This window comes from Rhodococcus sp. 05-2255-1e (assembly GCF_002259025.1).
Classification (GTDB): Bacteria; Actinomycetota; Actinomycetes; order Mycobacteriales; family Mycobacteriaceae; genus Rhodococcoides; species Rhodococcoides fascians.
Genome location: NZ_NOZE01000009.1, coordinates 408,618 through 431,176 on the forward strand (window position 1 = coordinate 408,618; position 22,559 = coordinate 431,176).

Genomic DNA, 22,559 nt, shown 5'->3' on the forward strand with positions numbered 1-22,559 from the left:
ATGACTGATCTGCGAGTATTTGCTCGACGTATGTCAGTCTGTTAGGAGTGGGGCAGGCAAATCTGCTTGTGAAAACGCACTAGGGAAGGTTCGGCAGCAAGGTGGCAGCACGTAACAACGGCTCGGGGGACAGCTCCGCCGAGCCGCGTCGTCTGGTCATCGTCGAGTCTCCGACCAAGGCCAAAAAGATCGCTCCCTACCTCGGGAGCAACTATGTCGTCGAGGCCTCGGTCGGCCATATCCGCGACCTTCCTCGCGGTGCTGCCGACGTGCCCGCCAAGTACAAGGGCGAGCCGTGGGCACGTCTGGGCGTGGACGTCGACCACGACTTCGAGGCCCTCTACGTCGTCTCGCCCGAGAAGAAGGGCAAGGTCGCAGAGCTCAAGAGCCTGCTCAAGGACGCCGACGAGCTGTATCTCGCCACTGACCCCGACCGCGAGGGTGAGGCCATCGCCTGGCATCTCCTCGAGACCCTGAACCCAAAAGTCCCCGTTCGACGCATGGTCTTCCACGAGATCACCAAGCCGGCGATCCTCGCGGCCGCCGCCGATACTCGCGACCTGGACCAAGACCTCGTCGACGCACAGGAAACCCGCCGCATCCTCGACCGTCTCTACGGCTACGAGGTCAGCCCGGTGCTGTGGAAGAAGGTCATGCCGAAGCTGTCGGCAGGCCGTGTGCAGTCCGTGGCCACCCGCATCATCGTCCAGCGTGAACGCGAGCGGATGGCGTTCCGTAGCGCCGAGTACTGGGATATTTCTGCCACCCTCGACGCCGGTGCCGAGGCGAGCCCGCGCAGTTTCGGAGCTCGGCTGGTCAACGTCGACGGCAATCGCGTCGCCGCCGGCCGCGACTTCGGTCCCGACGGCAAGCTCAAGACCGAGTCGGTCACCGTCCTGGACGAACCGCATGCCCGACGCCTCGCCGACGCTCTCGAAGGCGTCGACCTCACCGTCGCGTCTGCCGAGGACAAGCCGTACACGCGTAAGCCGTACCCGCCGTTCATGACGTCGACGCTGCAGCAGGAGGCCGGCCGCAAGCTGCGGTTCAGTTCCGAGCGGACCATGCGTGTCGCGCAGCGTCTGTACGAGAACGGCTACATCACCTACATGCGTACCGACTCGACGTCGCTGTCCGCGTCTGCGGTCTCCGCGGCACGGGCGCAGGCGACTGAGCTCTACGGGCCCGAGTACGTGCACCCCACTCCGCGGCAGTACACCCGAAAGGTCAAGAACGCGCAGGAGGCGCACGAGGCCATCCGTCCCTCGGGCGACGTGTTCCAGACTCCCGGTCAGCTGCATTCGGCGCTACAGACCGACGAGTTCCGGCTCTACGAGCTGATCTGGCAGCGCACGGTGGCGTCGCAGATGGCAGATCTGCGCGGCACCACGCTGACCCTGCGCATCACCGGAACCGCCGGTACCGGCGAGGAGTGCACGTTCTCCGCGTCGGGTCGCACCATCACGTTCGCGGGCTTCCTCAAGGCCTACGTCGAGAGCGTCGACGACGAGGCAGGCGGTCAGACCGACGACGCCGAGTCGCGTCTGCCCGCGTTGAAGGCCGGCCAGGCAGTGACGGCCACCAAGCTCGATCCCGACGGTCACACCACCAACCCGCCTGCTCGATTCACCGAGGCGTCGCTCATCAAGACGCTCGAAGAGTTGGGAATCGGTCGGCCGTCGACGTATTCGTCGATCATCAAGACGATCCTCGACCGCGGTTACGTCTACAAGCGTGGCAGCGCTCTCGTGCCGTCGTGGGTGGCGTTCTCGGTGATTGCGTTGCTGGAAGCGCACTTCGGGCGTCTGGTGGACTTCGACTTCACCGCAGGCATGGAAGACGACCTCGACGCGATCGCGGGAGGCCGTGAGCGGCGCGGAGATTGGCTGCAGAGCTTCTACTTCGGCGGCGAGACCGGTGCCGAAGGTTCGGTGGCGCGCTCGGGTGGCCTGAAGAAGATGGTGGGCCAGAACCTCGAAGACATCGATGCGCGCACCATCAACTCGATTCGTCTGTTCGACGATTCAGAGGGGCGCGAAATCCATGTGCGCGTGGGCCGTTACGGTCCGTACCTCGAGCGCATGGTCAAGAACGACGACGATCCGGACGGCGATCCGATCAGCCAGCGCGCCAACCTGCCCGACGACTTGCCGCCGGACGAGCTGACGATCGATTTCGCCGAAAAGCTGTTCGCCACACCACAAGAGGGCCGCAAGCTCGGTGTGGATCCGCTGACCGGTCACGACATCGTGGCGAAGGAAGGCCGTTTCGGGCCCTACGTCACCGAGATCCTGCCCGAGCCGGAACCCGAACCCACGCCCCCCGAGCCCGACATCGTCCCGGTGCCGTCCGGCAACGACGGTGACGGCGGTGACGGCGGCGGTGGCGGTGGCGTCAAGACTGCGGTGAAGAAGGCCGCGGCCAAGAAGGCACCGGCCAAGAAGGCTGCAGCGAAGAAGGCCACCGGCCCCAAGCCGCGTACCGGTTCGTTGCTCAAGTCGATGGATCTGGCGACGATCACGCTCGAGGATGCGCTCAAGCTGCTGTCGTTGCCACGCGTCGTCGGTGTCGATCCCGAGTCCAAGGAAGAGATCACCGCGCAGAACGGCCGCTACGGCCCGTATCTGAAGAAGGGCACCGACTCTCGCTCGCTCGCCGACGAGGATCAGATGTTCACGGTCAGTCTCGAAGAGGCTCTGAAGATCTACGCCGAGCCCAAGCGTCGGGGCCGTCAGGGCGAGGCCAAGCCGCCGCTGCGGGAACTGGGCGTCGACCCGATCAGTGAGAAGCCGATGGTGATCAAGGACGGTCGATTCGGGCCGTACGTCACCGACGGTGAGACCAACGCAAGTCTGCGCAAGGACGACGAGGTCGAGACGATCACCGACGATCGCGCGTCGGAGTTGTTGGCGGACAGGCGTGCTCGTGGCCCCGTGAAGAAGAAGGCACCGGCCAAGAAGGCCGCTGCGAAGAAGGCTCCGGCCAAGAAGGCTGCCGCGAAGAAGGCTCCGGCAAAGAAGGCTGCAGCCAAGAAGACCGCCACGAAGACGACGGCGGCCAAGACGACGACGAAGAAGGCTGCTGCCAAGAAGGCACCGGCGAAGAAGACCGACGGCGAGTAGCTCGCGAACTCGAAGTTGTGGATGGAATCGGCAGCGATCACGTCCATAGCTTCGAGTTCGGCAGTGTCCGGGAACAGTGCGCCGGGAGTAGTCGGTCCCAACCGTTAGGGTTGCCAGCATGGCGGGTGTGTTCGATCGTTTGGTCGGTCAGGAAGATGTCGAGGCCGATCTGACGGCTGCAGCAGTGGCTGCTCGTACGGGCGTCGACTCGTCGGCGATGACGCATTCGTGGCTCTTCACCGGCCCTCCCGGGTCCGGGCGTTCCATCGCCGCCCTGTGCTTCGCTGCGGCGTTGCAGTGCACCACCGAGGGCACTCCGGGGTGTGGGCATTGTCAGGCGTGTTCGACGACGATGGCAGGCACTCACGGCGATGTGCGACGCGTCATCCCGGAGGGTCTGAGCATCAGTACCAAGGAGATGCGAGACATCGTCTCGGTCGCGTCGCGTCGGCCGAGCACCGGTCTGTGGCAGGTGGTCGTCGTCGAGGATGCCGATCGACTCACCGAGGGTGCCGGAAACGTACTGCTCAAGGTCGTCGAGGAGCCGCCCGCACGGACGGTGTTCCTGTTGTGCGCTCCATCGGTCGATCCACAGGACATCTCGGTGACGCTGCGCTCGCGCTGCCGGCACGTCTCGTTGGTGACGCCCACAGTGCCGGCCATCGCGCAGGTGCTGCAGACCCGCGACAAGCTCGACGCCGAGACGGCGGAATGGGCCGCGTCGATCAGCGGCGGCCATGTGGGCAGAGCACGCCGACTCGCGACCGACGAGGACGCGCGGGCGCGACGCAAGCGGGCACTTGCCCTGGCGTCGGCCGCGGCCCGTCCCAATCAGGCCTACCTCGCGGCCGAGGAATTGGTGAAGGCCGCCGAGGACGAGGCCAAGGAAATGAGTGCCACTCGTGACGAGGCCGAGACCGAGGAGTTGCGCACGGCCCTGGGAGCCGGAGGCACAGGTAAGGGCGCTGCCGGAGCATTGCGTGGCTCGGCCGGAGTGCTGAAGGACCTCGAGAAGCGGCAGAAGTCTCGCGCCACCAGAACCGGCCGCGACTCGCTGGACCGGGCGTTGATGGACTTGGTGGGCCTGTACCGCGACGCGCTCGCGCGTTCGTACGGCTCGACCGCGACGGCTACGCACCCCGACATGGCCGAGCAGGTCGAGCGAATGGCGAAAGCCGTACCGCCCGAGGCTCTGCTGAAAAGTATCGAGGCGATCCTCGAATGCCGAGAGTCGTTGGCTGTCAACGCAAAACCCAAATTTGCGATCTATGCGATGGTCGCGACGCTCGGGGATGTCCTGCGCTAGCTCTGAATTTTCCGTCGGGCCCGCGAAGCGCGAAGATTGGCGACATTGCCGCACGTCTTCACGTCGTGCCAGACGCCGCTGTTGTTGCGGGAGCGGTCGTAGAAGGCAGATCCACATGCCTCGTTCTTGCATCGCTTGAGTCGACGCCACGTGTCCGCTTGTTGGGCGAGAAGCACTTCGGACCACATTCTCGACGCGATGTAGTCGGCCCCGGTGCCGGTCGGCATCAGTCGTACGGTGCCGTCGCCGCCCGGTAGAAGTTCCGCTCGGACGGCCGGACGCGTGGGCAGGTCGCCGGCAATGGCCGCTTCGACATCCGAGCGCAGAGCCCGCAGCGTGGCCGCATCGTCGTTCGACAGCGCGGTCTCCCACACGAGCGATGCTGCCTTCCCGTCCGCTAGGAGGTCGGGGAGGCCGTACGCGTCGATGGCTCGCGTGTTGAGCAGATTCTGAACCACCTGCAGTCCGTCGGGTGCCGGTGCGAGGTGAAAGCGCTCCGTCGGTGACTGTGACATAAGTGAACAGTATTTGACTATGTCGAACTGGTCAACTACTACTGACAGAGTCAAAAGCATTTAACATCTGTCGTAAGGGTGAGTTCGATGGTGTCTGTTTCGGGAGCAACGGTATTGGTGACCGGCGGTCAGCGCGGTCTGGGCAAGGCGACGGTCGACGCATTGTTCGAGCGTGGGGCAACGAAGGTGTACGCGACTGCGAGGAGCCCGCGAGAGGACTCGGATCCTCGGGTGGTGCCCGTTGCTCTCGATGTCACCGACGCGGATTCCGTTGCCGCACTTGCCGATATCGCGTCCGATGTGTCGATCGTCTTCAACAACGCCGGCGCTCCCGGAACGACGCCGTTGCTGACGACGTCGATCGACGACATTCGCGCGGTGTTCGAGACCAATGTCTTCGGCGCGCTGCGAATCGCGCAAGAGTTCGCTCCGATACTGAAGGCAAACGGCGGCGGGGCGTTGGTCGACATTCACTCGGTGCTGTCGTGGCTCGGCGGTGCAGGTGCCTACGGGGCATCGAAGGCGGCGATCTGGTCGGCCACCAACTCGCTCCGGCTCGAGCTCGCACCGCAGGGAACCCTCGTTGTCGGGGTGCATCTCGGGTACACCGACACCGACATGATCGCCGAACTCGACGTCCCGAAGAACGACCCACGCGACGTGGTGCGCCAGGTGCTCGACGCCCTGGAGGCCGGGGAGACCGAAGTGCTCGCCGACGACCTGACCAGGCACGTCAAGACGATCCTCAGCGGGCCTGCGGAAGGACTCGGCCTCGCGGGCTGACCGTCAGGGAGGGCGATTTTCGTTTCGACCCGATGCTCCGTTAGACTCACCAACGCCGAAAGGCACGCCGCCTTAGCTCAGTCGGTAGAGCATTTCACTCGTAATGAAAAGGTCAAGAGTTCGATTCTCTTAGGCGGCTCAGACTCAGCCCCTCACCGATGCAAATCTGTGAGGGGCTTTTTCGTATTCCGCTCCGGTGAGCGTCGGACTCGTCAGCCTCGCGGACCCCGCGACATCCATCACCGAACGAACAGGAACACCCACATGATCGACGCCGTCATCTTCACCAACTACTCCGATACCGAAACCCCCGTCCGAATCAGCACCATCGACGGACACCAGCATGTCGGCAAGATCGGGGCCGTGGACAACAACGATGAGGACGGTGGCTTCATCACCGTCGCCCTCACCGAGGTCCCCACAGGGTCTCCCTACGTCACCGTTGTCATCGCTGTCGACGCGATCACCGCCATCGAAAGCTGAACCGCAGACACCCTGACCTTCCGCACCACCGTCGACGGGCACACTGGACGAGGTGTTCGCCTCCCTCGCCCCGGCCCGTCGTCGCCTCGCGTACGTCGTACTCGCTCTCGTCCTGATCGGGCTCGTCGTGGCCGTGGCGGTCTTCGTCGCATCGCGGTCCACGAACGACCCTGTCGCAAGCGTCGACCAGTCCGTTCCCGGCCCGGTGCTGCTGGTCCCCGGGTTCGGCGGGTCCACCGATGCTCTCGAGGTGCTTGCGGCGGAACTACGGGAGAACGGCCGCGACGCCACCGTGGTGGCCCTGCCCGATGGTGGCGTCGGCGACCTGACCGCACAGGCGCAGACACTGCGCGACGCCGTCGACGCGGCACTGACTCGGACGGGAGCGACCTCGGTCGACGTCGTCGGGTACTCCGCCGGCGGGGTGGTGGCCCGGATCTGGGCTGCCGATCTGGGCGGTGCCGAGCAGGCCCGACGCATCGTGACCCTCGGCTCCCCACACCACGGCACCCAGGTGGCGGGGCTGGCTGCCCAGGTCCTGCCCGACCGGTGCCCGATCGCCTGCCAACAGCTGGCCCCGGACAGCTCTGTGCTGGCCGCCCTGAACTCTGGCGACGAGACGCCGGACGGGCCGCAGTGGGTGTCGATCTGGACCGAACTGGATCAGGTGGTGACCCCGCCGAACTCGGCCCGCCTCGACGGGGCACTCGACATCCCCGTCCAGAGCGTGTGCGCGGACTCGGCCGTCGACCACGGAAACCTGCCCCGTGATCCTCTCGTCGGCGCGATGGTCTCGGCCCAGTTGGACGGCAGCTCCACCGTCGAGCTCGGCGCAGCCGACTGCAGCCGTCTCAGCTCGTGATGTCCTTGGTCGTGAAGTTCGCCCATGCGGCCCCCAGGAGCACGACGACGTAGACGCCCTGCAAACCGACGCCGCGCACCAGGTCCCGCGTCGGCACCGGGTCGCGGAAGAGATCGACGAAGGCCAGCCAGTACCGCGTCGGAAGGTACGGCGCGATGGCGTCGGCGGCGTCCAGCGTCAGCAGTAGCGAGCTGGCGATGAGGAAGGCCAACGCGCCCAGCGTCGCCGCGAGTGGCGAGTCGGTCAGGGTCGACAGGAACAGCCCCATGGCGGCAACTCCGAGCATCGACAGGGTCACGTAGAGGACCGCTATGACGGTGCGTACGGCGACCTGTTCGTCGGTCAGTACCGTGCCGGACACGCTGGATACTCCGGCCAACGATGTGGTGTCGAACAGCGTCGTGCCGACGAAGTATGCGACGGCTGCCACGATGACCACGGCCAGCAGCACGAACGCGGCCACCGAGATCAGCTTCGCGACCAACAGCTTCGTTCTCCCCACCGGGCGGGCCAGCAGGTAACGCAGGGTGCCGGCCTGGACTTCCCCTGCGACGGAATCGCCGGCGATGACCGACACGGCGACGGGCAGGAACAGCGGGAGCACGATGGCGAGAGCGGCGAGTGGGAAGAGCTGGCCGTTCGTGGTCACCGCGGACAGGAACGCAGGGCCGTCGCCGGGACGCGGACCGACGTCGGTGAGTGCCAGCAGGCCCGCGACGATGGTGGGCAGCAGATTGAGCAGGAGGATGACGACCCAGGTGCGGGGTCGGCGAAGCATCGCGCGCAGTTCGACGCCGATCATGCGGTCACCTCCGATCGGACGGAACCTTCGCGAGGGCCAGCGGGACCGTCGATTCGGTCCGCGCTGGCACCGGTGACCGCCAGCACCGACTGCTCGAGGCTCATCTGCTGCGGGCTCAACTCGCTCACCCGGACGCCGCCTTCGACGAGCAGTCGATTGAGCAAGGCCGGATCAGGGTGTTCGATCACGAGCTGTTGCCCGTCGCGCTCGAGCACGGTGGCGTCCTCCACATCGGACAGGACCGTCACCGCGTCGGCGGGGTCGGGGGTACGCACGAGCATTCGGCCGGTGGGTTGTTGGAATGCGGAGAGTTGGTCCTGCAGAACGAGGCGACCTCGATCAAGTACTCCCACTCGGTCGCACAGTTGCTCCACTTCGGCCAGCAGGTGGCTCGAGAGGAACACGGTGGTGCCCCGGGAATGCAAGTCCAGCAACAACTCTCGAATCTCGAGGATTCCCTGCGGATCGAGACCGTTGGTCGGCTCGTCGAGTATCAGCAGCTCGGGGGTGCGCATGAGCGCCGCGGCCAAGCCGAGGCGTTGCCGCATGCCGAGCGAGTACTGCTTGACCGGCCTGCGTCCGACCCCGGCGAGGCCCACCTGCTCGAGGGCCTCGCCGACGCGGGCGGTGCGGGTGCGCCGAGAACCACCAGGGCCGGCCGCGTCGAGCAGCGTGAGGTTCCGGCGTCCGGAGAGGTTGGGGTAGGCGGCGGGGTTCTCGATCAGTGCCCCCACCCGCGGCAGCACGCTCGTGCGTCGTCGGGGCATCTCCTCGCCGAGCACCTGCATCTGCCCGGAGGTGGCCAGGACCAGCCCGAGCAGCATCCGCACGGTCGTCGTCTTGCCGGAGCCGTTCGCGCCCACGAAGCCGTAGATGTCGCCGGCGCGCACGTCGAGGTCGACGCCGTCGACGGCCCGCACTGATCCGTAACGCTTGGTGAGGCCGGTCGTGCGGATCATGTGGCTGCTCCTTCGAGCTGCTGGGCTGCGGTGGCCAAGGTTTCTGCGGTGACGGTGCCGGAGAGCAGATATCGGCGGCGGTCTCCGGCGGGCTCGGTGATCAGGACGTTCAGCGGTCCGATCGACAGCGCCACGCTGTCGCCGGTCACGACTGCGCCGGGAGCGTCCCGCAACTGGTCGACGAGCCCGCGCGCGGCGCGACGCGGCAGCGGAGCGGCGATCAGCTCGGTCACTCCGCGGCCGTATATCCCGACGGATCCCGGTTCGTCGCGGTCCCGCAGATCCAGTTCGGACAGAGTCGACGGAAGAAGGGGAGAGTCGATCCCGTCGGCGAACGAGGCGATGTCGAGGCCGTCCTGCTGCTGCACATCGGTTCCCGGGGGCGGGACGAAACGGACGGTGTCGGCGTCGGGCATCTCGGATGAGAAGTCCAGGAATGCAGTGCTGACAACAGGCCGAGCGGCCCCGCCGGCGAGCATGTCGACCTGCAGTGGCAGCCCGCTGTCGGGGTCGGCCCACACGTCGACCTCGGTGATGGTGCTCTGCGGCTCGGCGGGGACGAGCCGCAGGCCAGGGGCGTCCCGGCCGGCAATTCGGCGGGTCGGTAACCGGGTGACCTCGTCGGTGGTCGCCTCACTGAGCAGCCGCTGCCCGAGCTCCGGCGGCAGCAGGTCGGCCTCGCGCGGCAGACGCAGGCTCGGTTCGGGGACCGGGGTTGCCACGGCCGTGTTCTGTTCGTAGTCCCATCTCCACATCCGCGACGGGCTCTGGTAGAGACCGCGTTCACCGGCGAGGCGGACGGTGTCGACGCGAAAGTTGTCCGGGGCGCGGTACCAGGCGCGCAGGGTCGTGGTGTCGCCCAACAGATCCGGTAGGCCGCCGAGTCCGTCGGTGACCGGCAGGGTGACGCCGCCAACGGCCTGGGCGTAGCCCGAATACGGTGTTGCGGTGGAGGACTGGACCCGAGACAGCAGTTCCGCCGCACCGATGTCCGACGCGGCGACGGGCAGGCGCTCGATCACCGAGGGCGTGGCGACGAGCACGGCGATGCCGAGCACCACCGCCAACCACCGCCACTGTCCACGCACCTCATCGACCGTACGGACGTAGCCGCTGTGCCGCATGTGCGTGGTACAAAACTGGCGGCTAGCGGACGAGCACGAACTCCGCGAGACCGTAACTCACACCGTTGATCTGGAGCTCGATCGAGTGCGGGCCGGGGTAGTACGTGCGTGTGGTCAACGTTCTGAACGAGTGTCGGCGCGCAACCTCGATGCTCTCTCCGGGCGCGACTGTCTTGGTCGTCAGCTTGAACGTTTTCCCGGTCACTCCGCCGTTCGCTTTGGTGTGGTGGACGACGTAGTCGATCGCGATCCTTGCGGGCTCGACGCCGACGTTGCGAATTTTCGCGGTGAATCCCAGGCTCTCGCCGATCTGCAACTCGGTCACGTCCACGGCAGGGCCCGTCACCTCGAGGTCGGCCGGGGCGAAACCCAATAACGCGAGCGCGTCGGTGTTCCCCTTCTTGATCACCGTCCGAAGCGCATGGCGCGCAAGCCGGTCGGTGTTGGCGTCCGGCTCGCCCAGCCACCGCGCCGCGGTCCCGACCACGACATCCGGGATGTCTCGGCTGAAGTCGTTGAGATGGTTGGCAACCGACCGCCGAACGTAGTCGCTGTCGTCTCGGTACAGCCTGTCCAGAATCGGCACGGTCACGCCGGGGCGCGCAAGTATCTCGGGCACTCTCACCGACCACGGCAAGTACGGTCGAGTGCCTTCCGACGCGAGGCGGCGAACGTGTTCGTCCGGCGATTGCGTCCACTCGGCCGCGATGGCGAGAGCCCGATCCAGATCGGTTCGGAGGAAGGTCCGGATGGCGAATTCGGAGGTCAGTCGGCCGGTGAGCTCGGCGAGCAAGGACATCCCGTCGTCGAACGCGGTCGCAGTTCGCTCGTCGACGGCTTTCGATGCGACAGCACTCGTCACGGGCCAGACCGACCAGCCTCGAAAGTCGGGATCCGCAGCGGCCAGTCGGATGGTCCGAGCGAACTGGGCGTAGTCGCCCGGCAGCCCTGTCAGTAGCGCGTCACGCAGCAGGTCGGCGCGGGCTCGGAGTGCGAGTGGGCCCAACCCGTCCGACGACTCTCGAAGCGACGACAGATCCGCGTTCGGAGCAGCCGTACGAATGGTCCGAAACAGCGTGTGGGCTGCGTCCGGACCGAGTAGTTCATCGGCGAAGGGCATGAGAGCTTCTTACCCGACGCATCGCGTTCGTTCGGCGGCGGACCGAAGGTACGGATTATCCGGCGAAACGCCCGATTCTCGGCTGCCCGAACGGCAGCAGTGTAAAAAGAACTGCGATAACCTTCGCGAAACACAATGTGCTGAAACGCTGGTCAATGCGGGTCTTCGGTGATGAAGTACCGAATTCCGGTCCCGGTCCGATCATTCTGTGCAACGCGCTACGAACCTGGGGGGTCGCATCGTGCTCGTCGTCGACTCGAACCGACTCGTGAGCCCGGTGTACCGAGCCGATGAGCGATCGCGGTGAGCGGGTGGCTCTGGGTGGTGATCCTCAACGGGATCACCGCTGCTGCGTACTCGGGGATCGTACTGTTCATCATCCGAGGGCTGTTGCGAACCGGGCAGTTTCGCGCCAACCGGCTCGCGGTCGCCACCGCTGCGATCTTCACGACGTGTGCCGCCCACCATCTGATCCATGCGTGGCATCTGACGGCCGGGCTCGGCACTCACGCATCGCATCTCGGTACCGATTCCGGCATGGGAACCCTGGACGCGATGCGGGAGTCGATGGGCGGGACCGTCGATGTGATGGTGACGGCCTCGACGGCACTCGCCGGCGTCGTCTACCTGGGGATGCGCCGCTTCTACGGACCGTTGCTCCGCTCACCTGCGATGTTCGACGACGCGAGCGAGGCCCGGTATCGGCAGCTGGCGGCGAACCTCCCGCACACGTCGGTGCTGGTCGTCGATCGCGACCTGCGATTCATTCTCGTCGAAGGTGCCGGACTGCTGGCCGAAGGATACGACCCGCGGCGGATGGAGGGGCAGCTGCTGCAAGACACTGTGCCGCCGGAGGTCTATGCCCGGCTGAAGCCGTTCTACACAGCGGCCATCGATGGGGAGGAATCGTCCTTCGACTCCGTGGGTTCCCGGACGGGTGCGATCTTCGCCGTGAAGACCAGACCTCTGCGCGATGACACAGGTCGAATCGTCGGCGCGATGGTGCTGTCCGAGGACGTCACTGCCGAGCGTGAGGCGCGCGCCGAGCTCGAGCAGGCGCGCGCGTTCCGTGATGCGGTGCTGACGGCATCGCCTGACGTCACCATCGTCACCGATGTCGAGACCGGGACCGTGAAGTGGGCCTCGCGCAACGTCAGGTCATTGTTGACCGGGCCGAACCAGGACGGCTCACCCGGCGACACCGCAGCCCCCGAGGACGGGTTGGAGTCGGTGGTGTCCCAGGACATCGACGTCGTCCGGGCAGCGGACCAGGACGCTGCCTCCCTGCCGGATGGGGAGAGCGTCAGCATCCGGTACCGGGTGCGTGCGGCGGACGGCTCGCTGAGGTGGCTTTCGCGGCGCACGACCCCGTTCCGACATGGACCGGCGGGTTCAGCGGCGGAGGTGCTCTCGGTGGTGCGGGAGGTGACCGATGTCGTCGAAGCCGAGCGCGCTCTCGAGCGTGCAGCCCTGCAAGATCCGTTGACGGGCCTGCCCAACCGTATGAAGCTGCTGGAGCGAATCGGATCGGCGATCGAGCGGGGTGCGCGCACCGGCGCTGCCGCGGCGGTGCTGTTCTGCGATCTGGACGGGTTCAAACGAATCAACGACACCGGTGGCCATGCGGCCGGAGACGCCGTGCTGGTCGAGGTCGCTCGCCGCTTGCGCTCGGTGCTGCGAGCCGAGGACTCGATCGCCCGCGTCGGCGGCGACGAGTTCGTTCTGGTCCTCGATGCGTTGCCTGCGGAGAACGGGACAGGCAAGCCTGCGGGCGGCGCGCTTGCCGCACAGGTCGCCGAACGAATCCGGACGGTACTCGCAGCGCCCATCGCGTACGGAGGCCGTGAGTACGTGGTGTCGGCAAGCGTCGGGATGGTGTTGGTCCGCCGGGGCGTCAGTGCCCAGGAAGCGCTGCGCGATGCGGACTCCGCGATGTACCGGGCGAAGCAATTGGGCAAGGACCGAATCGAACTGTTCGACGACGCGCTGCGGGTGCACGCGATCGAGCGTGCGTACATCGAACAGACCCTGAGGGACGCGCTCGATCCTGATCGCGGCGGTTCCGCGACGTTCGGTGTGGCCTACCAACCGGTCTACGATCTCGGCAGTCGGCGACTCGTCAGTTTCGAGGCGCTCGCTCGCCTGCGGGACAGCACGGGCACAGCGATTTCACCCGACAGATTCATCCCGGTGGCCGAGGATACGGGGCTCATTTCCGATCTGGGTGAGCGCGTGCTCGACGACGCTCTCGGCACCCTCGCGCGGTGGAGATCCGAGAACCCGCCTACCTCCGCGTCCGACGAGCCCGTCACGATGGCCGTGAACCTCAGTGCCCGACAGGCGCAACACGTCGACATTTGTGCGGCAGTGGAAACAGCCCTCGAGCGGCATCGAATGGCTCCGGGGGACCTCGTTCTCGAACTCACCGAGTCCGTGTTGCTCGATTCCGGCTCGTCGGTCCTGCGTCAGCTCGGCGAATTACGCACGCTGGGTGTGGGAATCGCCATCGACGACTTCGGAACGGGCTTCGCGAGCCTGCGATACCTCGCTACGCTGCCGGTGAGCGCAGTGAAGATAGACCGGTCCTTCACCTCCAGCATGACCAGTGACGCGACGAGCAGCAGCATTGTCGGCGCAATCATAAACTTGGCCCGCGATCTGAAACTGGGCTGCGTGGTCGAGGGCATCGAAACTCTCGATCAACTCGAGGCGTTGCCCAATTCTGTTCAGGGACAGGGCTATCTGCTGGGCAGACCTGCCGAGATCGCGTCGGATACGTGGAACTCCTGAGCGTCACCGCGGTGTTGCCGAGGCCCGTCGAGCCAGGGTTGCCACTCCCAGTAGAAGTACCAGCACTAAGGCCGCAAGTCCGGTCATGGCTGCGGTTGCGGACATCGAGAGGGTGGCGATTCCGATTCCCACGGCCGGAATGCCCAGGCCGAGGTACGCGATCAGGAACAGTCCGGCCAAGGCCTCGCTTCGTTCGGCCGGTGCCGCCATCGCGGCAACGGCTCCCACTGCGGCCTTGAACAGGACGCCCGCCCCGATTCCGGCCACGACACCGCCTACCAGGAATGTCGGCAGGCTAAGGGTGTGCATTCCGACCACCAGCGCGATCAGACCGAGGGCCTCGGCCGAGATGCCGAGTGAGAGTTTCGCTGTACTCGACATGCGGCTGGTCATCGTCTGCGCGAGCGCTGCCGTGCCGAACACCGCGAACACGGTGGCACCGCTGAGGGCGCGGGACGGATGGTCGAGTGTGCCCGCGACGAATCCCGGTGCCACCGAGGTGAACACACCGAACACTGCGAACGACGCGAAACCGGCTGCGGCAGCGGCGAAGTACCCGGCGCGATCACCGTGATCGGCACTGATTCGCTGCGGGCGATAGGCGGGCCGCTCCGGCATTTCGGCCACGGTCTCGGGTACCAGCGCGACACCGACGACAGCGACGACGATCAGTACCGCGAACACCAGATACGGGGTGTGCAGGGGAGCCGCGACGAACTGCGCCAGGAACCCGGCTACCAACGGCCCGACGCCGAGTCCGCCGATGTTCGCTGCGGTGGAGACCTTCTCGAATCGCTGGCCGGACGCGGTCGGCCGGTGCGTGGAATGCAGCTCGTGCAGGTAGGCCGTGGCCGTCGCGGTGAGTGCTCCGACGCCGAGTCCGGTGATGAGCCGTGCGACGAGCAGTAGAGGAAGTGCAGTGCCGCTGAGGAACATGACCGCAGCCACCAATTCGAGCAGCAACGCGGCGATCAAGACCTTCTTCCGGCCCACCCAGTCCGAGACATGTCCGGCCAGAACAAGACTGACGATCACGCCGACGGCGTAGGCCGCGAACACGATCGTGACCATGAACGTCGAGAAGCCGTCACGCACCTGATAGAGCGGGTACAGCGGGCTGGGCACGGTGGAGAACGCCATCGCGGTGAGGAATGCCGCCGCAACCACCCAGAAGCCGACGCCGTGTCGACGAGTCGAGGTCGGTGAGTGAGTCTGTGCCGGCGGAGCGGCGGGCAGGGTGTCGTGGGACATGTCGTTCTCCGATGTCGGTGTTGTTCGTTCGGATACGACTGTCCTCGGACTCGACGATCACGTCCAACGAAGAAAAACGCTGACAACTATCGCGATATGCGATCATCGACGGATGGAGCTGCGCCACCTCGAGTACTTCGTCGCGGTCAGTGAAGAACAGAACTTCACCCGTGCCGCTGCCCGTCTGCATATCGTTCAATCTGCGGTCTCGGCGGCGATCAAGTCCCTCGAACGAGAACTGGGTGCATCGCTGCTCGATCGCAACGCCAAGCGTGTCCTGCTGACCGAGGCCGGTCGGGCTCTGCTTCCCCGTGCTCGGGTGGTACTCGATGCCGCTCGCGATGCCCGTGATGCGGTCGACGACGTTCGAGGCGGCCTGCGCGGCACCGTCAGAATCGGCACGTTGACCTCCATCAAGCTGATCGACCTTCCCGGTCTGCTGGGCGAATACCACCGCCGGTTTCCGCACGTCCAGCTCATCACCGGCGCAGCGCCGTCGGGCACCCAGGGGCTACTCGAATCGGTGGCGGACGGTCGACTGGACATCGCGTTCGTCTCCGACTCCGGCCGACGGCCCGCCGGGATCGACGTGCGAGAACTCGCGTCGTCGGTATTGGATCTGGTGCTCCCGTCGGACCACCCCCTGGCCGAACGAGAGTCCGTGACGCTGCACGACATTGCACCGTACGACTTCATCGACTCGCCCATCGGCTTCGGAAATCGCGCGGTAGCCGACCGCGCGTTCGCCGACGCGGGATTGCAGCGACGCGTGAGCATCGAAATCACCGATATCTCCACCGGCGTTGCCTACGTCCGCAACGGCCTCGGGATATCGCTGCTACCCCGGTTCGTCCTGACCGAGCGGAGCGGTGTGGTCGTCACCACGGTGTCGGAAGTGGATCTGACGTGGCCGCTCGCGGTTGCGACCTCGTCGACTCGCGCTCCGAGCGCGGCGGTACGTGCCCTGCTGGGCGTGCTCGACGAATTTCTCGCCTGAGCTGCGGTAACCGGGAAGCATTGCACGCTGCGACGCGTTGAACACGAGTAATGGATGATCTTCTGGTTGCCCCCACTCGACTCTGGACACCCTCGCGTGTCCTGGTCACCAAGTCTGCGTCCGAGCTACCGCACACCGCGGAAATTCTCCGTCGGTGCGAAGCAGCAGGCGTCGCCGACATCGACATTCTGTCCGGTGACCGCCTCACCGGACTGCGTGGTGAGTCCGAGCGCGAGACCTACGCACGAGCCAAGTCGACGATGGCCGTGGTGGTCGCCCCGCCGAGTGTGCTGAAACCGCAACCGATTCCGCCGAGCGCGGACTGGCGGATCGACCTGGCCAAGGGATGCCCGGCGCATTGCCAGTACTGCTATCTCGCCGGCTCGTTGTCCGGTCCGCCGATCACCAGGGTCTTCGCCAACCTCGACGACGTGCTGGCCGGTATCGGCACTCATGCAGGCCGCGGTTCCATCACCTCCGGCACCGATGAGCGCGGGCACGAAGGCACCACATTCGAGTTATCCTGCTACACCGATCCTTTGGGGATCGAACACGTGACGGGCTCTCTTGCCGAGGCCGTTCGCAGAGTGGGCGGGGGCGTGTACGGCGACGACGTATCGCTGCGTTTCACCACCAAGTTCGACGACGTCCGCGAGTTGGTGACGCTCGACCACGGCCGCCGAACGCGAGTTCGGCTGTCGGTCAACGCCGATGACATCGCTCACCGCTTCGAGGGCGGCACGGCACGTATTCCGGCTCGGATAGAAGCTCTGCGGCAGTTGGCACTGGCCGGTTACCGAGTGGGGTTGACGATCGCGCCGATCATGCCGATCCCGCAGTGGCGCGAGCAGTACGGTCGATTGCTCGCGAATGTCTCCGACGCGTTGCGCGATGTGCCCGATCTCGATCTGACCGCCGAAATCATCACTCACCGCTTCACGCCGTCGAGCAAGGAGGTGTTGTTGAGCTGGTATCCGGGAACGAAACTGGAGATGGACGAGGGCGCGCGCACAGCGAAGAGAAACAAGTTCGGCGGCGTGAAATACGTCTATCCGAAGGACACGATGGCCGAGATGCGCAGCTGGTTCGTCGACGAACTTCGCGACGTTCTGCCCGACGCGCAGCTGCTGTACTGGACGTGAACCGTCACAGGGCATCGAATCGGTCTCGAGCTCGGTCGATGTCGGCCATGTGCGTGGTTGCCCACGCCAGCAGGACGTCGACGGGAGTTCGAAGTGTTTTGCCCAGGGGAGTGATTCGATATTCCACCGCCACCGGGCGGGTGCTCAGCACCGCGCGTTCGATGATTCCGTTGCGTTCGAGCTTGCGCAGCGTTGCGGTGAGGGACTTCTGAGTCACCTCGGGAATCCCGCGGCGGAGATCGTTGAATCGGCAGGGGCGCTCGCACAATTCGTTGAGTACTTGCAGCGACCATTTGTCCAGCACCTGATCCAACAATTCGCGGTGCGGGGCAGTGATCGTGAGTTCTGCGGTGCCGTCGGCGGTATCGGTCATGAAACCAGGTTCCCTTGAAGTGTCCTTTGTGTACCAGGTATCAACGTTATACCTGAATTTCTACGACGAAGGACCAATTATGAGCGTCACTCGATTCACCCCGCCCGGAATGATGCAACCCACCCCGTATCACCACGTGGCGGTGGGTCAGGGTTCTCGACACATCCACGTCAGCGGCCAGATCGCCCGGAACGAGGACGGGTCGGCCATCGATACCGACGACCTCGCCGGTCAGGTTGCGCAGGCGCTGCGCAATACCGCGATCGGATTGACCGGTGCAGGAGCAACATTCGAGGACGTACTGCGGCTGACGTTCTACGTCACGCACTGGGCTCCCGAGCTGATCGGTGAGTTCATGGACGGCGTCACGCGCGTCGCCGACGAGATCGGACTGCCGACTCCCATGCCGCCTGCGTCGTTGATCGGAGTGGATTACCTCTTCGAACCGGACGTGCGGGTCGAGGTGGAAGCAACCGCGATTCTGGACTGAATCCGCGGATAGGCCGGTGACTTCTCGGCGGTGCAGAGGTCGATACCGGCAAACCCACCCGACCTCTGGAGTGACATGGCGATTCTGACCTACAACCTGCATGTTTCCCTCGACGGCTACATCGAGGATCCCGACGGCAGCCTCGACTACTCGATGCCCGACGAGGAATCGCATCGGTTCTCGAATCGACAGACCGTGGAGACGAGCGTCTTTCTGTTCGGACGGCGGCTGTACGAGGCCATGGAGGACTACTGGACCGCCCCGGAACGGGCGGCCGGCGACCCCGTCGAAGCCGAATTCGCCGAGCTGTACAAGGCAACTCCCCGGGTGGTCTTCTCGGACACCCTCACTTCCGTGCCCGACGGTTGCCGGCTGGTCCGTAGTGCCGACGCCGTCGCGGAGGTGGAGCGAATGAAACGGGAGACCGAGGGCACGTTGGCCGTCGCCGGCGCGTCGTTGGCCGCATCGTTGTTCGACTCGATCGACCAGTTCGAGCTCATTGTCGTCCCGACCATCCTGGGTGGTGGGAAGCCGTACTTCCCTGTGGGGCACCGACTGAACCTGGTGCTGGAAGAGCAGAGGCACTTCCCCACCTCGGGCTGGATGTATCTGCGGTACAGGGTGGTTCGGTAAGCAGACCTGTCGTCCGGCCCGATCGCGCAGAATGGGCTCATGACATCCGGTGATCGTCGTCAGTGGTGGACCTTGCCCGCGCACCAGCGGTGGCTCGACACAGAATCGGCTCGGCTCCTCCGGTTCGGTAGCTCGCTCGAGCATCCTGCCGGGGGAGCGGCGTGGTTGAACGACCGCGGACATCCGGACCTGAGCCATCCGGCCCTGACCTACATCACTGCTCGGATGGCGCACGTGCATTTCCTGGCCTCGATGCAGGGGTATCCGGGGTCTCGTAGGAAAGCCGATCGAGTGTTCGACGGTCTACTGACGACGTTGCGGGACAGCACGAACGGCGGGTGGTTCGAGTCCAGCGCCGACGCCTCGTCCCCCGACGCGACGAAGACGGCTTACACGCATGCCTTCGTGGTGTTGGCGGCAGCCGCAGCCGCAGCGGCGGGACACCCCAGTGGACGGGGGCTTCTCGACGAAGCCCTCCAGGTCGTGGATCGGCGATTCTGGGACGAGAACTACGGCATGTGCGCAGACACCTGGAATGCGAGCTGGACCGCGCTCGACGGTTATCGCGGTATCAACGCCAACATGCACATGGTCGAGGCACTGCTGGCGGCGGCCGATGCGGGTGCGCCCGAGGTCTGGCGGAGCAGGGCAGTACGCATCTGCGACAACGTGATCGGCTGGTCACAGGCGAACGAGAATCGCATTCCCGAGCATTTCACTGCGGAATGGCAGCCGATGCTCGAGTACAACAGCGGCGACACCGCAAACCAGTTCAAGCCGTACGGAGCAACGGTGGGGCACGGTTTCGAGTGGGCTCGGCTGCTCGTGCAGGCGAGTCTCGTGGCCGACAGCCCTCGTGGCCACGATTACATTGCCGCCGCCGCGTCGCTGTATCACCGCGCGGCGCAGGACGGATGGCAACCCGGCCCGTCGCCCGGCTTCGTCTACACCACCGACTGGACTGGGCGACCGGTAGTGACAGAGCGTCTGCACTGGGTGTTGTGCGAGGCGATCGCGGCGGCCGCGACACTGGGTCGTCGGACCGGAGAAGAGTGCTACGACAACGACTATCGCGCTTGGTGGGACATTGCCGCCGACTCCTTCATCGACCTCGTCGACGGCTCCTGGCATCACGAACTCGACGCGGACAACAGGCCCGCAGCCACGGTGTGGAGTGGAAAGCCGGACCTGTACCACGCTGTGCAAGCAACGTGGATCAGCCGAGGGGTGAACAGCTCGAGTTTGGTGGCAGCGCTGCTGGCGGACTCGGCCTGAATGGCCGCATCGGACCAAAACCGTCCGTTGGGTATGTAGTGTCGTCTCGTGCGCGAAGGTAGAAGACACAACGCCGTCATCGACGTATCGGTCATCGTCACGGTGGTCGCACTCGGTGTCGTTGCGGCCGGACTGCTGCATTCGCCGGAAAGTGAACTGCCGCCCGGAAATGCTGTGTCATCCGGAGAGGCCGCACGCGACGGTGATTACTCCATCGTCTCCGAGCCCGTCGAGTATCCGGCCGACATTCCGGGGTGCTCCGAGGTCGAGCCGCCCCCGCCCAGTGAGGATGGGCGCCTCATCTCGGTCATCGGGAGTCAGGCTCCGTCCTACGACAATCCTGCCTACCCGTGGTTGACCGCGAGCAAGGCAGGAGCGATGACCGACGCTCTCGTGGGCGCACTTCCAGCGGATGTCACCGTGAAGTTGGCCGCCCCATCCCAGTCGCTGACCTTCCAACCGGTGGACGACTTCGGCGGTAATGTGCCGGAGGGCCTCGAGGCAAGCACCAGTGCCCGCGGCGACCTGACTCGCGCGGGGGTGTCTGCGTTTGCCAGCGTCGATGTTCGACCATCGTCGACGGGGATTCCGGCCTGTGTCGCAGGCGTTCTCGACGCCCGCACCACCGAGCCCGACGGAACGGTGGTCGATACCGACGACAGTTGGTACGAGATCGGCGGTGACCGCACGAACAGTCGCAGAGCGACGGCGTATCACCCGGACGGAACTCTGGTCACCGCGAATCTCAGTACTACCGTCGGTCCCGAATTTCCCTTGGACACATCCGAGTTGACCCGAATCGCGGCGCTGCCGGGCCTCCGAGTCGGTTCGCCTGCACCGGCGGGAAGCGCTGCGCCGCGCCAGGATTGCTCGGTCTCGCTCGCAGGGGAGGCGACAGCGGTGGACATCGACGAGGAGTCCTTGGACGCCGCGAACGAGGCGTTGACGACAACGTGGCAGGCGCTATCCGACGCGCCCGTCTTGAACCGGCCGATCGGGTCACTGGTACCCGATCGCACGGGCAGGGGTGCCTGTACGGAGATCGACGTAGTGAACTCCGATGTAGCGCTGTCGATTTCCGTATCCTCCGGCGCGGCACTCCCGGTGGCGAGGGACCCCTACGATCCGGAAAATGCATACGAACCTGTTGTCGAGTTGCGAACACTGTCCGACGGTTCGGTGCTCGAATCGTACGACGTCGATCTGTCGAGCAGCATGACCGCGGAGGACGGAACCATGCGGTTGGCGAGGTCGGTCACGCTGACGCGACCGTCCGGCGTGCAGGTGTCGGTTCGGTCGACGGCAGATTTTGTTCCTGGCGGGGGCCGTTCGACACGGCCGGAACCGCTGCCACTCGAGCTACTGGATGCAGTGGCCCAAGCTCCGATCACGCAGTGGCCGTGAAGGATTCGACGACACGCACTGTTCTCGCTGCAGCCGCGGTGATGGTGGCAGTGGTATCCGTCGCCGCGGCTGCGGTCGTGCTGGTGAATGTGGACGTGTCCGTAAAGCCGTCGATGGACGATGCAACGACGTCGGCGTTCGACGAGATGCCGACGTTCTCGGAGGAGACGGAGACAATTGAGGCACCGGCTGGGCCGGCGCTCGAGCCCAGCTGGCGGATCGACGCAGAGACCGTCTACGGCAGGCAATTCGCTGCATTCCGTTCGCCGAACGCAAGTTTGACGTTCGATCTCGGGGTCACGGGTGTGATCGACGCCGGCGATGTTCTCGTCACCGCAATGGGTCTTCCGAATCCACGGTCGTCTTCGCTCGATGCAGTCGAGTTCGTGGCCCTCGATGCCGACGACGGCAGTGTGCGATGGAAGGCGTCGCCCGGCACAGTCGACGTATGCGCGAGTGTCCCCGTTCAGGGCGACATCGTCTGTCTGGACTCGTATTCCGATGTGCAGTCCCTCGTCACTATCGGTACGAACGACGGGGTGGTGAAGCGGATACCGGTCCCCGAGGACTGGTACGTCTACGCGATCGAGAGCGACGGGACATCGGTGCTGTTGTTGGAAGGCAGCCCTGAGGACGGCGAATCCGTGTTGCACGGCGGGTCGGTGAATGCACTCGACCGAATGTGGACGCTACCGATCACCACATCCATGGGGTGGGAGGGCCTGAGTGGCACAGTGATTCACACGGCCGACGGGCGAGGCGTCGTGACGATGGGCGGGGAGGCGACATTTTTCGATCCGACCACCGGAGCACCCGTCGGGGGTCTCGACATGACCTCGGATGACACCGTCGTCGACTCCACCGGCGCTACTGTGTGGGAGTTGCCGGATCCGTTCGATACGGACAAGGTCATCGGCAACACTCGTTATTCGATCGACGGCCCGGCGTATGTCGCGACGACGGATTCCGGTGACGTGCGGTGGCATTGGACCATCCCTGCTGGATCCGATGGGTTCACCGACAGCGGCACTATCGCCCAGACGCGATCGGGCGTGTTCTTCCTCGGAACCGATTCGATGGTTCGTCTCGAATCGGTTCCGAGTTGACGCCGAGCAGATCTACCGTGCG

20 protein-coding genes and 1 tRNA gene are annotated in these 22,559 nt (G+C 65.4%); 14 read left to right on the forward strand and 7 right to left on the reverse strand.

The genetic code is table 11. The features are described from left to right. The first annotated feature begins 101 nt into the window (after nt 1-101). Together topA and CH262_RS05250 are read left to right on the forward strand one after the other, a co-directional pair. The gene (gene topA, locus CH262_RS05245; RefSeq protein ID WP_032386019.1) at nt 102-3,122 is read left to right on the forward strand and encodes a type I DNA topoisomerase; all 3,021 of its coding nucleotides are present in this window, start codon (nt 102-104) and stop codon (nt 3,120-3,122) included. Between the two features lie 118 nt (nt 3,123-3,240). After that, nucleotides 3,241-4,428 carry a DNA polymerase III subunit delta' gene (locus CH262_RS05250; RefSeq protein ID WP_027494468.1) on the forward strand — a complete coding sequence of 396 codons (1,188 nt, stop codon included), beginning with the start codon at nt 3,241-3,243 and terminating at the stop codon, nt 4,426-4,428. Here the strand turns inward: CH262_RS05250 and CH262_RS05255 are convergent. Next, nucleotides 4,425-4,943, reverse strand: a complete 519-nt coding sequence (locus CH262_RS05255) for a CGNR zinc finger domain-containing protein (RefSeq protein WP_094717144.1) — start codon at nt 4,941-4,943, stop codon at nt 4,425-4,427. The two genes, CH262_RS05250 and CH262_RS05255, sit on opposite strands and share 4 nt — an antisense overlap. 87 nt (nt 4,944-5,030) lie before the next feature. Between CH262_RS05255 and CH262_RS05260 the strand changes: the two genes are divergently transcribed. The 4 genes from CH262_RS05260 (at nt 5,031) to CH262_RS05275 (ending at nt 7,071) form a co-directional block, all read left to right on the forward strand. Continuing rightward, nucleotides 5,031-5,726: an SDR family oxidoreductase gene (locus CH262_RS05260; protein WP_094717145.1), complete on the forward strand. Its 696-nt coding sequence runs from the start codon at nt 5,031-5,033 to the stop codon at nt 5,724-5,726. Nucleotides 5,727-5,792: 66 nt separating this feature from the next. Further along, a tRNA-Thr gene (locus CH262_RS05265) sits at nt 5,793-5,865 on the forward strand. Between the two features lie 125 nt (nt 5,866-5,990). After that, a complete protein-coding gene (locus CH262_RS05270) occupies nt 5,991-6,209 on the forward strand; it encodes a hypothetical protein (protein ID WP_032364533.1) in 219 nt (72 codons plus the stop codon). Nucleotides 6,210-6,261: 52 nt separating this feature from the next. Further along, nucleotides 6,262-7,071: a lipase family alpha/beta hydrolase gene (locus CH262_RS05275; RefSeq protein ID WP_094717154.1), complete on the forward strand. Its 810-nt coding sequence runs from the start codon at nt 6,262-6,264 to the stop codon at nt 7,069-7,071. On the opposite strand, the gene CH262_RS05280 is transcribed toward CH262_RS05275, so the two are convergent. Genes CH262_RS05280 through CH262_RS05295 form a run of 4 tightly spaced genes read right to left on the reverse strand, consistent with a single transcriptional unit; the run spans nt 7,061 to nt 11,076 of the window. After that, on the reverse strand, nt 7,061-7,873 hold the full coding sequence (locus CH262_RS05280; RefSeq protein ID WP_094717156.1) for an ABC transporter permease: 813 nt from the start codon (nt 7,871-7,873) through the stop codon (nt 7,061-7,063). The two genes, CH262_RS05275 and CH262_RS05280, sit on opposite strands and share 11 nt — an antisense overlap. Further along, the gene (locus CH262_RS05285; RefSeq protein ID WP_094717158.1) at nt 7,870-8,832 is read right to left on the reverse strand and encodes an ABC transporter ATP-binding protein; all 963 of its coding nucleotides are present in this window, start codon (nt 8,830-8,832) and stop codon (nt 7,870-7,872) included. Before CH262_RS05285 ends, CH262_RS05280 begins: the two co-directional genes overlap by 4 nt. Beyond that, nucleotides 8,829-9,920 (reverse strand): LolA family protein, encoded by a 1,092-nt coding sequence (locus CH262_RS05290; RefSeq protein WP_143547069.1) that lies wholly within the window; start codon nt 9,918-9,920, stop codon nt 8,829-8,831. Before CH262_RS05290 ends, CH262_RS05285 begins: the two co-directional genes overlap by 4 nt. 58 nt (nt 9,921-9,978) lie before the next feature. Beyond that, entirely contained in the window at nt 9,979-11,076 is a 1,098-nt protein-coding gene (locus tag CH262_RS05295) for a DNA alkylation repair protein (protein ID WP_094717160.1), read from the reverse strand. Nucleotides 11,077-11,379: 303 nt separating this feature from the next. Between CH262_RS05295 and CH262_RS05300 the strand changes: the two genes are divergently transcribed. Beyond that, a complete protein-coding gene (locus tag CH262_RS05300) occupies nt 11,380-13,866 on the forward strand; it encodes a putative bifunctional diguanylate cyclase/phosphodiesterase (protein ID WP_094717161.1) in 2,487 nt (828 codons plus the stop codon). Between the two features lie 3 nt (nt 13,867-13,869). Here the strand turns inward: CH262_RS05300 and CH262_RS05305 are convergent, their stop codons facing one another. Continuing rightward, nucleotides 13,870-15,117 carry an MFS transporter gene (locus CH262_RS05305; RefSeq protein WP_094717162.1) on the reverse strand — a complete coding sequence of 416 codons (1,248 nt, stop codon included), beginning with the start codon at nt 15,115-15,117 and terminating at the stop codon, nt 13,870-13,872. A gap of 112 nt (nt 15,118-15,229) precedes the next feature. Here CH262_RS05305 and CH262_RS05310 point away from each other — a divergent pair, with 112 nt between their 5' ends. Next, complete coding sequence (locus tag CH262_RS05310) at nt 15,230-16,114, forward strand: LysR family transcriptional regulator (RefSeq protein WP_094717163.1); 885 nt, start codon at nt 15,230-15,232, stop codon at nt 16,112-16,114. 50 nt (nt 16,115-16,164) lie between these two features. After that, nucleotides 16,165-17,256 (forward strand): spore photoproduct lyase family protein, encoded by a 1,092-nt coding sequence (locus CH262_RS05315; RefSeq protein ID WP_094717164.1) that lies wholly within the window; start codon nt 16,165-16,167, stop codon nt 17,254-17,256. Between the two features lie 4 nt (nt 17,257-17,260). Here the strand turns inward: CH262_RS05315 and CH262_RS05320 are convergent, their stop codons facing one another. Further along, nucleotides 17,261-17,629, reverse strand: coding sequence for a winged helix-turn-helix transcriptional regulator (locus tag CH262_RS05320; RefSeq protein ID WP_094717165.1), 369 nt, complete (start codon nt 17,627-17,629; stop codon nt 17,261-17,263). Nucleotides 17,630-17,708: 79 nt separating this feature from the next. Here CH262_RS05320 and CH262_RS05325 point away from each other — a divergent pair, with 79 nt between their 5' ends. The 5 genes from CH262_RS05325 (at nt 17,709) to CH262_RS05345 (ending at nt 22,537) form a co-directional block, all read left to right on the forward strand. Continuing rightward, complete coding sequence (locus tag CH262_RS05325) at nt 17,709-18,119, forward strand: RidA family protein (protein ID WP_027494441.1); 411 nt, start codon at nt 17,709-17,711, stop codon at nt 18,117-18,119. Nucleotides 18,120-18,194: 75 nt separating this feature from the next. After that, a complete protein-coding gene (locus tag CH262_RS05330) occupies nt 18,195-18,752 on the forward strand; it encodes a dihydrofolate reductase family protein (RefSeq protein ID WP_094717166.1) in 558 nt (185 codons plus the stop codon). A gap of 39 nt (nt 18,753-18,791) precedes the next feature. After that, the gene (locus CH262_RS05335) at nt 18,792-20,027 is read left to right on the forward strand and encodes an AGE family epimerase/isomerase (RefSeq protein WP_094717167.1); all 1,236 of its coding nucleotides are present in this window, start codon (nt 18,792-18,794) and stop codon (nt 20,025-20,027) included. A gap of 48 nt (nt 20,028-20,075) precedes the next feature. Continuing rightward, a complete protein-coding gene (locus CH262_RS05340) occupies nt 20,076-21,431 on the forward strand; it encodes a hypothetical protein (RefSeq protein ID WP_094717168.1) in 1,356 nt (451 codons plus the stop codon). Then, on the forward strand, nt 21,422-22,537 hold the full coding sequence (locus tag CH262_RS05345; RefSeq protein WP_256988715.1) for a hypothetical protein: 1,116 nt from the start codon (nt 21,422-21,424) through the stop codon (nt 22,535-22,537). Before CH262_RS05340 ends, CH262_RS05345 begins: the two co-directional genes overlap by 10 nt. Nucleotides 22,538-22,559 lie beyond the last annotated feature (22 nt).

Coding starts and splice junctions, on each gene's coding strand:
- CH262_RS05250 (WP_027494468.1), top strand. CDS start 3,241: ATGGCGGGTGTGTTCGATCGTTTGGTCGGTCAGGAAGATGTCGAGGCC.
- CH262_RS05255 (WP_094717144.1), bottom strand. CDS start 4,943: ATGTCACAGTCACCGACGGAGCGCTTTCACCTCGCACCGGCACCCGAC.
- CH262_RS05260 (WP_094717145.1), top strand. CDS start 5,031: ATGGTGTCTGTTTCGGGAGCAACGGTATTGGTGACCGGCGGTCAGCGC.
- CH262_RS05270 (WP_032364533.1), top strand. CDS start 5,991: ATGATCGACGCCGTCATCTTCACCAACTACTCCGATACCGAAACCCCC.
- CH262_RS05280 (WP_094717156.1), bottom strand. CDS start 7,873: ATGATCGGCGTCGAACTGCGCGCGATGCTTCGCCGACCCCGCACCTGG.
- CH262_RS05285 (WP_094717158.1), bottom strand. CDS start 8,832: ATGATCCGCACGACCGGCCTCACCAAGCGTTACGGATCAGTGCGGGCC.
- CH262_RS05295 (WP_094717160.1), bottom strand. CDS start 11,076: ATGCCCTTCGCCGATGAACTACTCGGTCCGGACGCAGCCCACACGCTG.
- CH262_RS05305 (WP_094717162.1), bottom strand. CDS start 15,117: ATGTCCCACGACACCCTGCCCGCCGCTCCGCCGGCACAGACTCACTCA.
- CH262_RS05310 (WP_094717163.1), top strand. CDS start 15,230: ATGGAGCTGCGCCACCTCGAGTACTTCGTCGCGGTCAGTGAAGAACAG.
- CH262_RS05315 (WP_094717164.1), top strand. CDS start 16,165: ATGGATGATCTTCTGGTTGCCCCCACTCGACTCTGGACACCCTCGCGT.
- CH262_RS05320 (WP_094717165.1), bottom strand. CDS start 17,629: ATGACCGATACCGCCGACGGCACCGCAGAACTCACGATCACTGCCCCG.
- CH262_RS05325 (WP_027494441.1), top strand. CDS start 17,709: ATGAGCGTCACTCGATTCACCCCGCCCGGAATGATGCAACCCACCCCG.
- CH262_RS05330 (WP_094717166.1), top strand. CDS start 18,195: ATGGCGATTCTGACCTACAACCTGCATGTTTCCCTCGACGGCTACATC.
- CH262_RS05335 (WP_094717167.1), top strand. CDS start 18,792: ATGACATCCGGTGATCGTCGTCAGTGGTGGACCTTGCCCGCGCACCAG.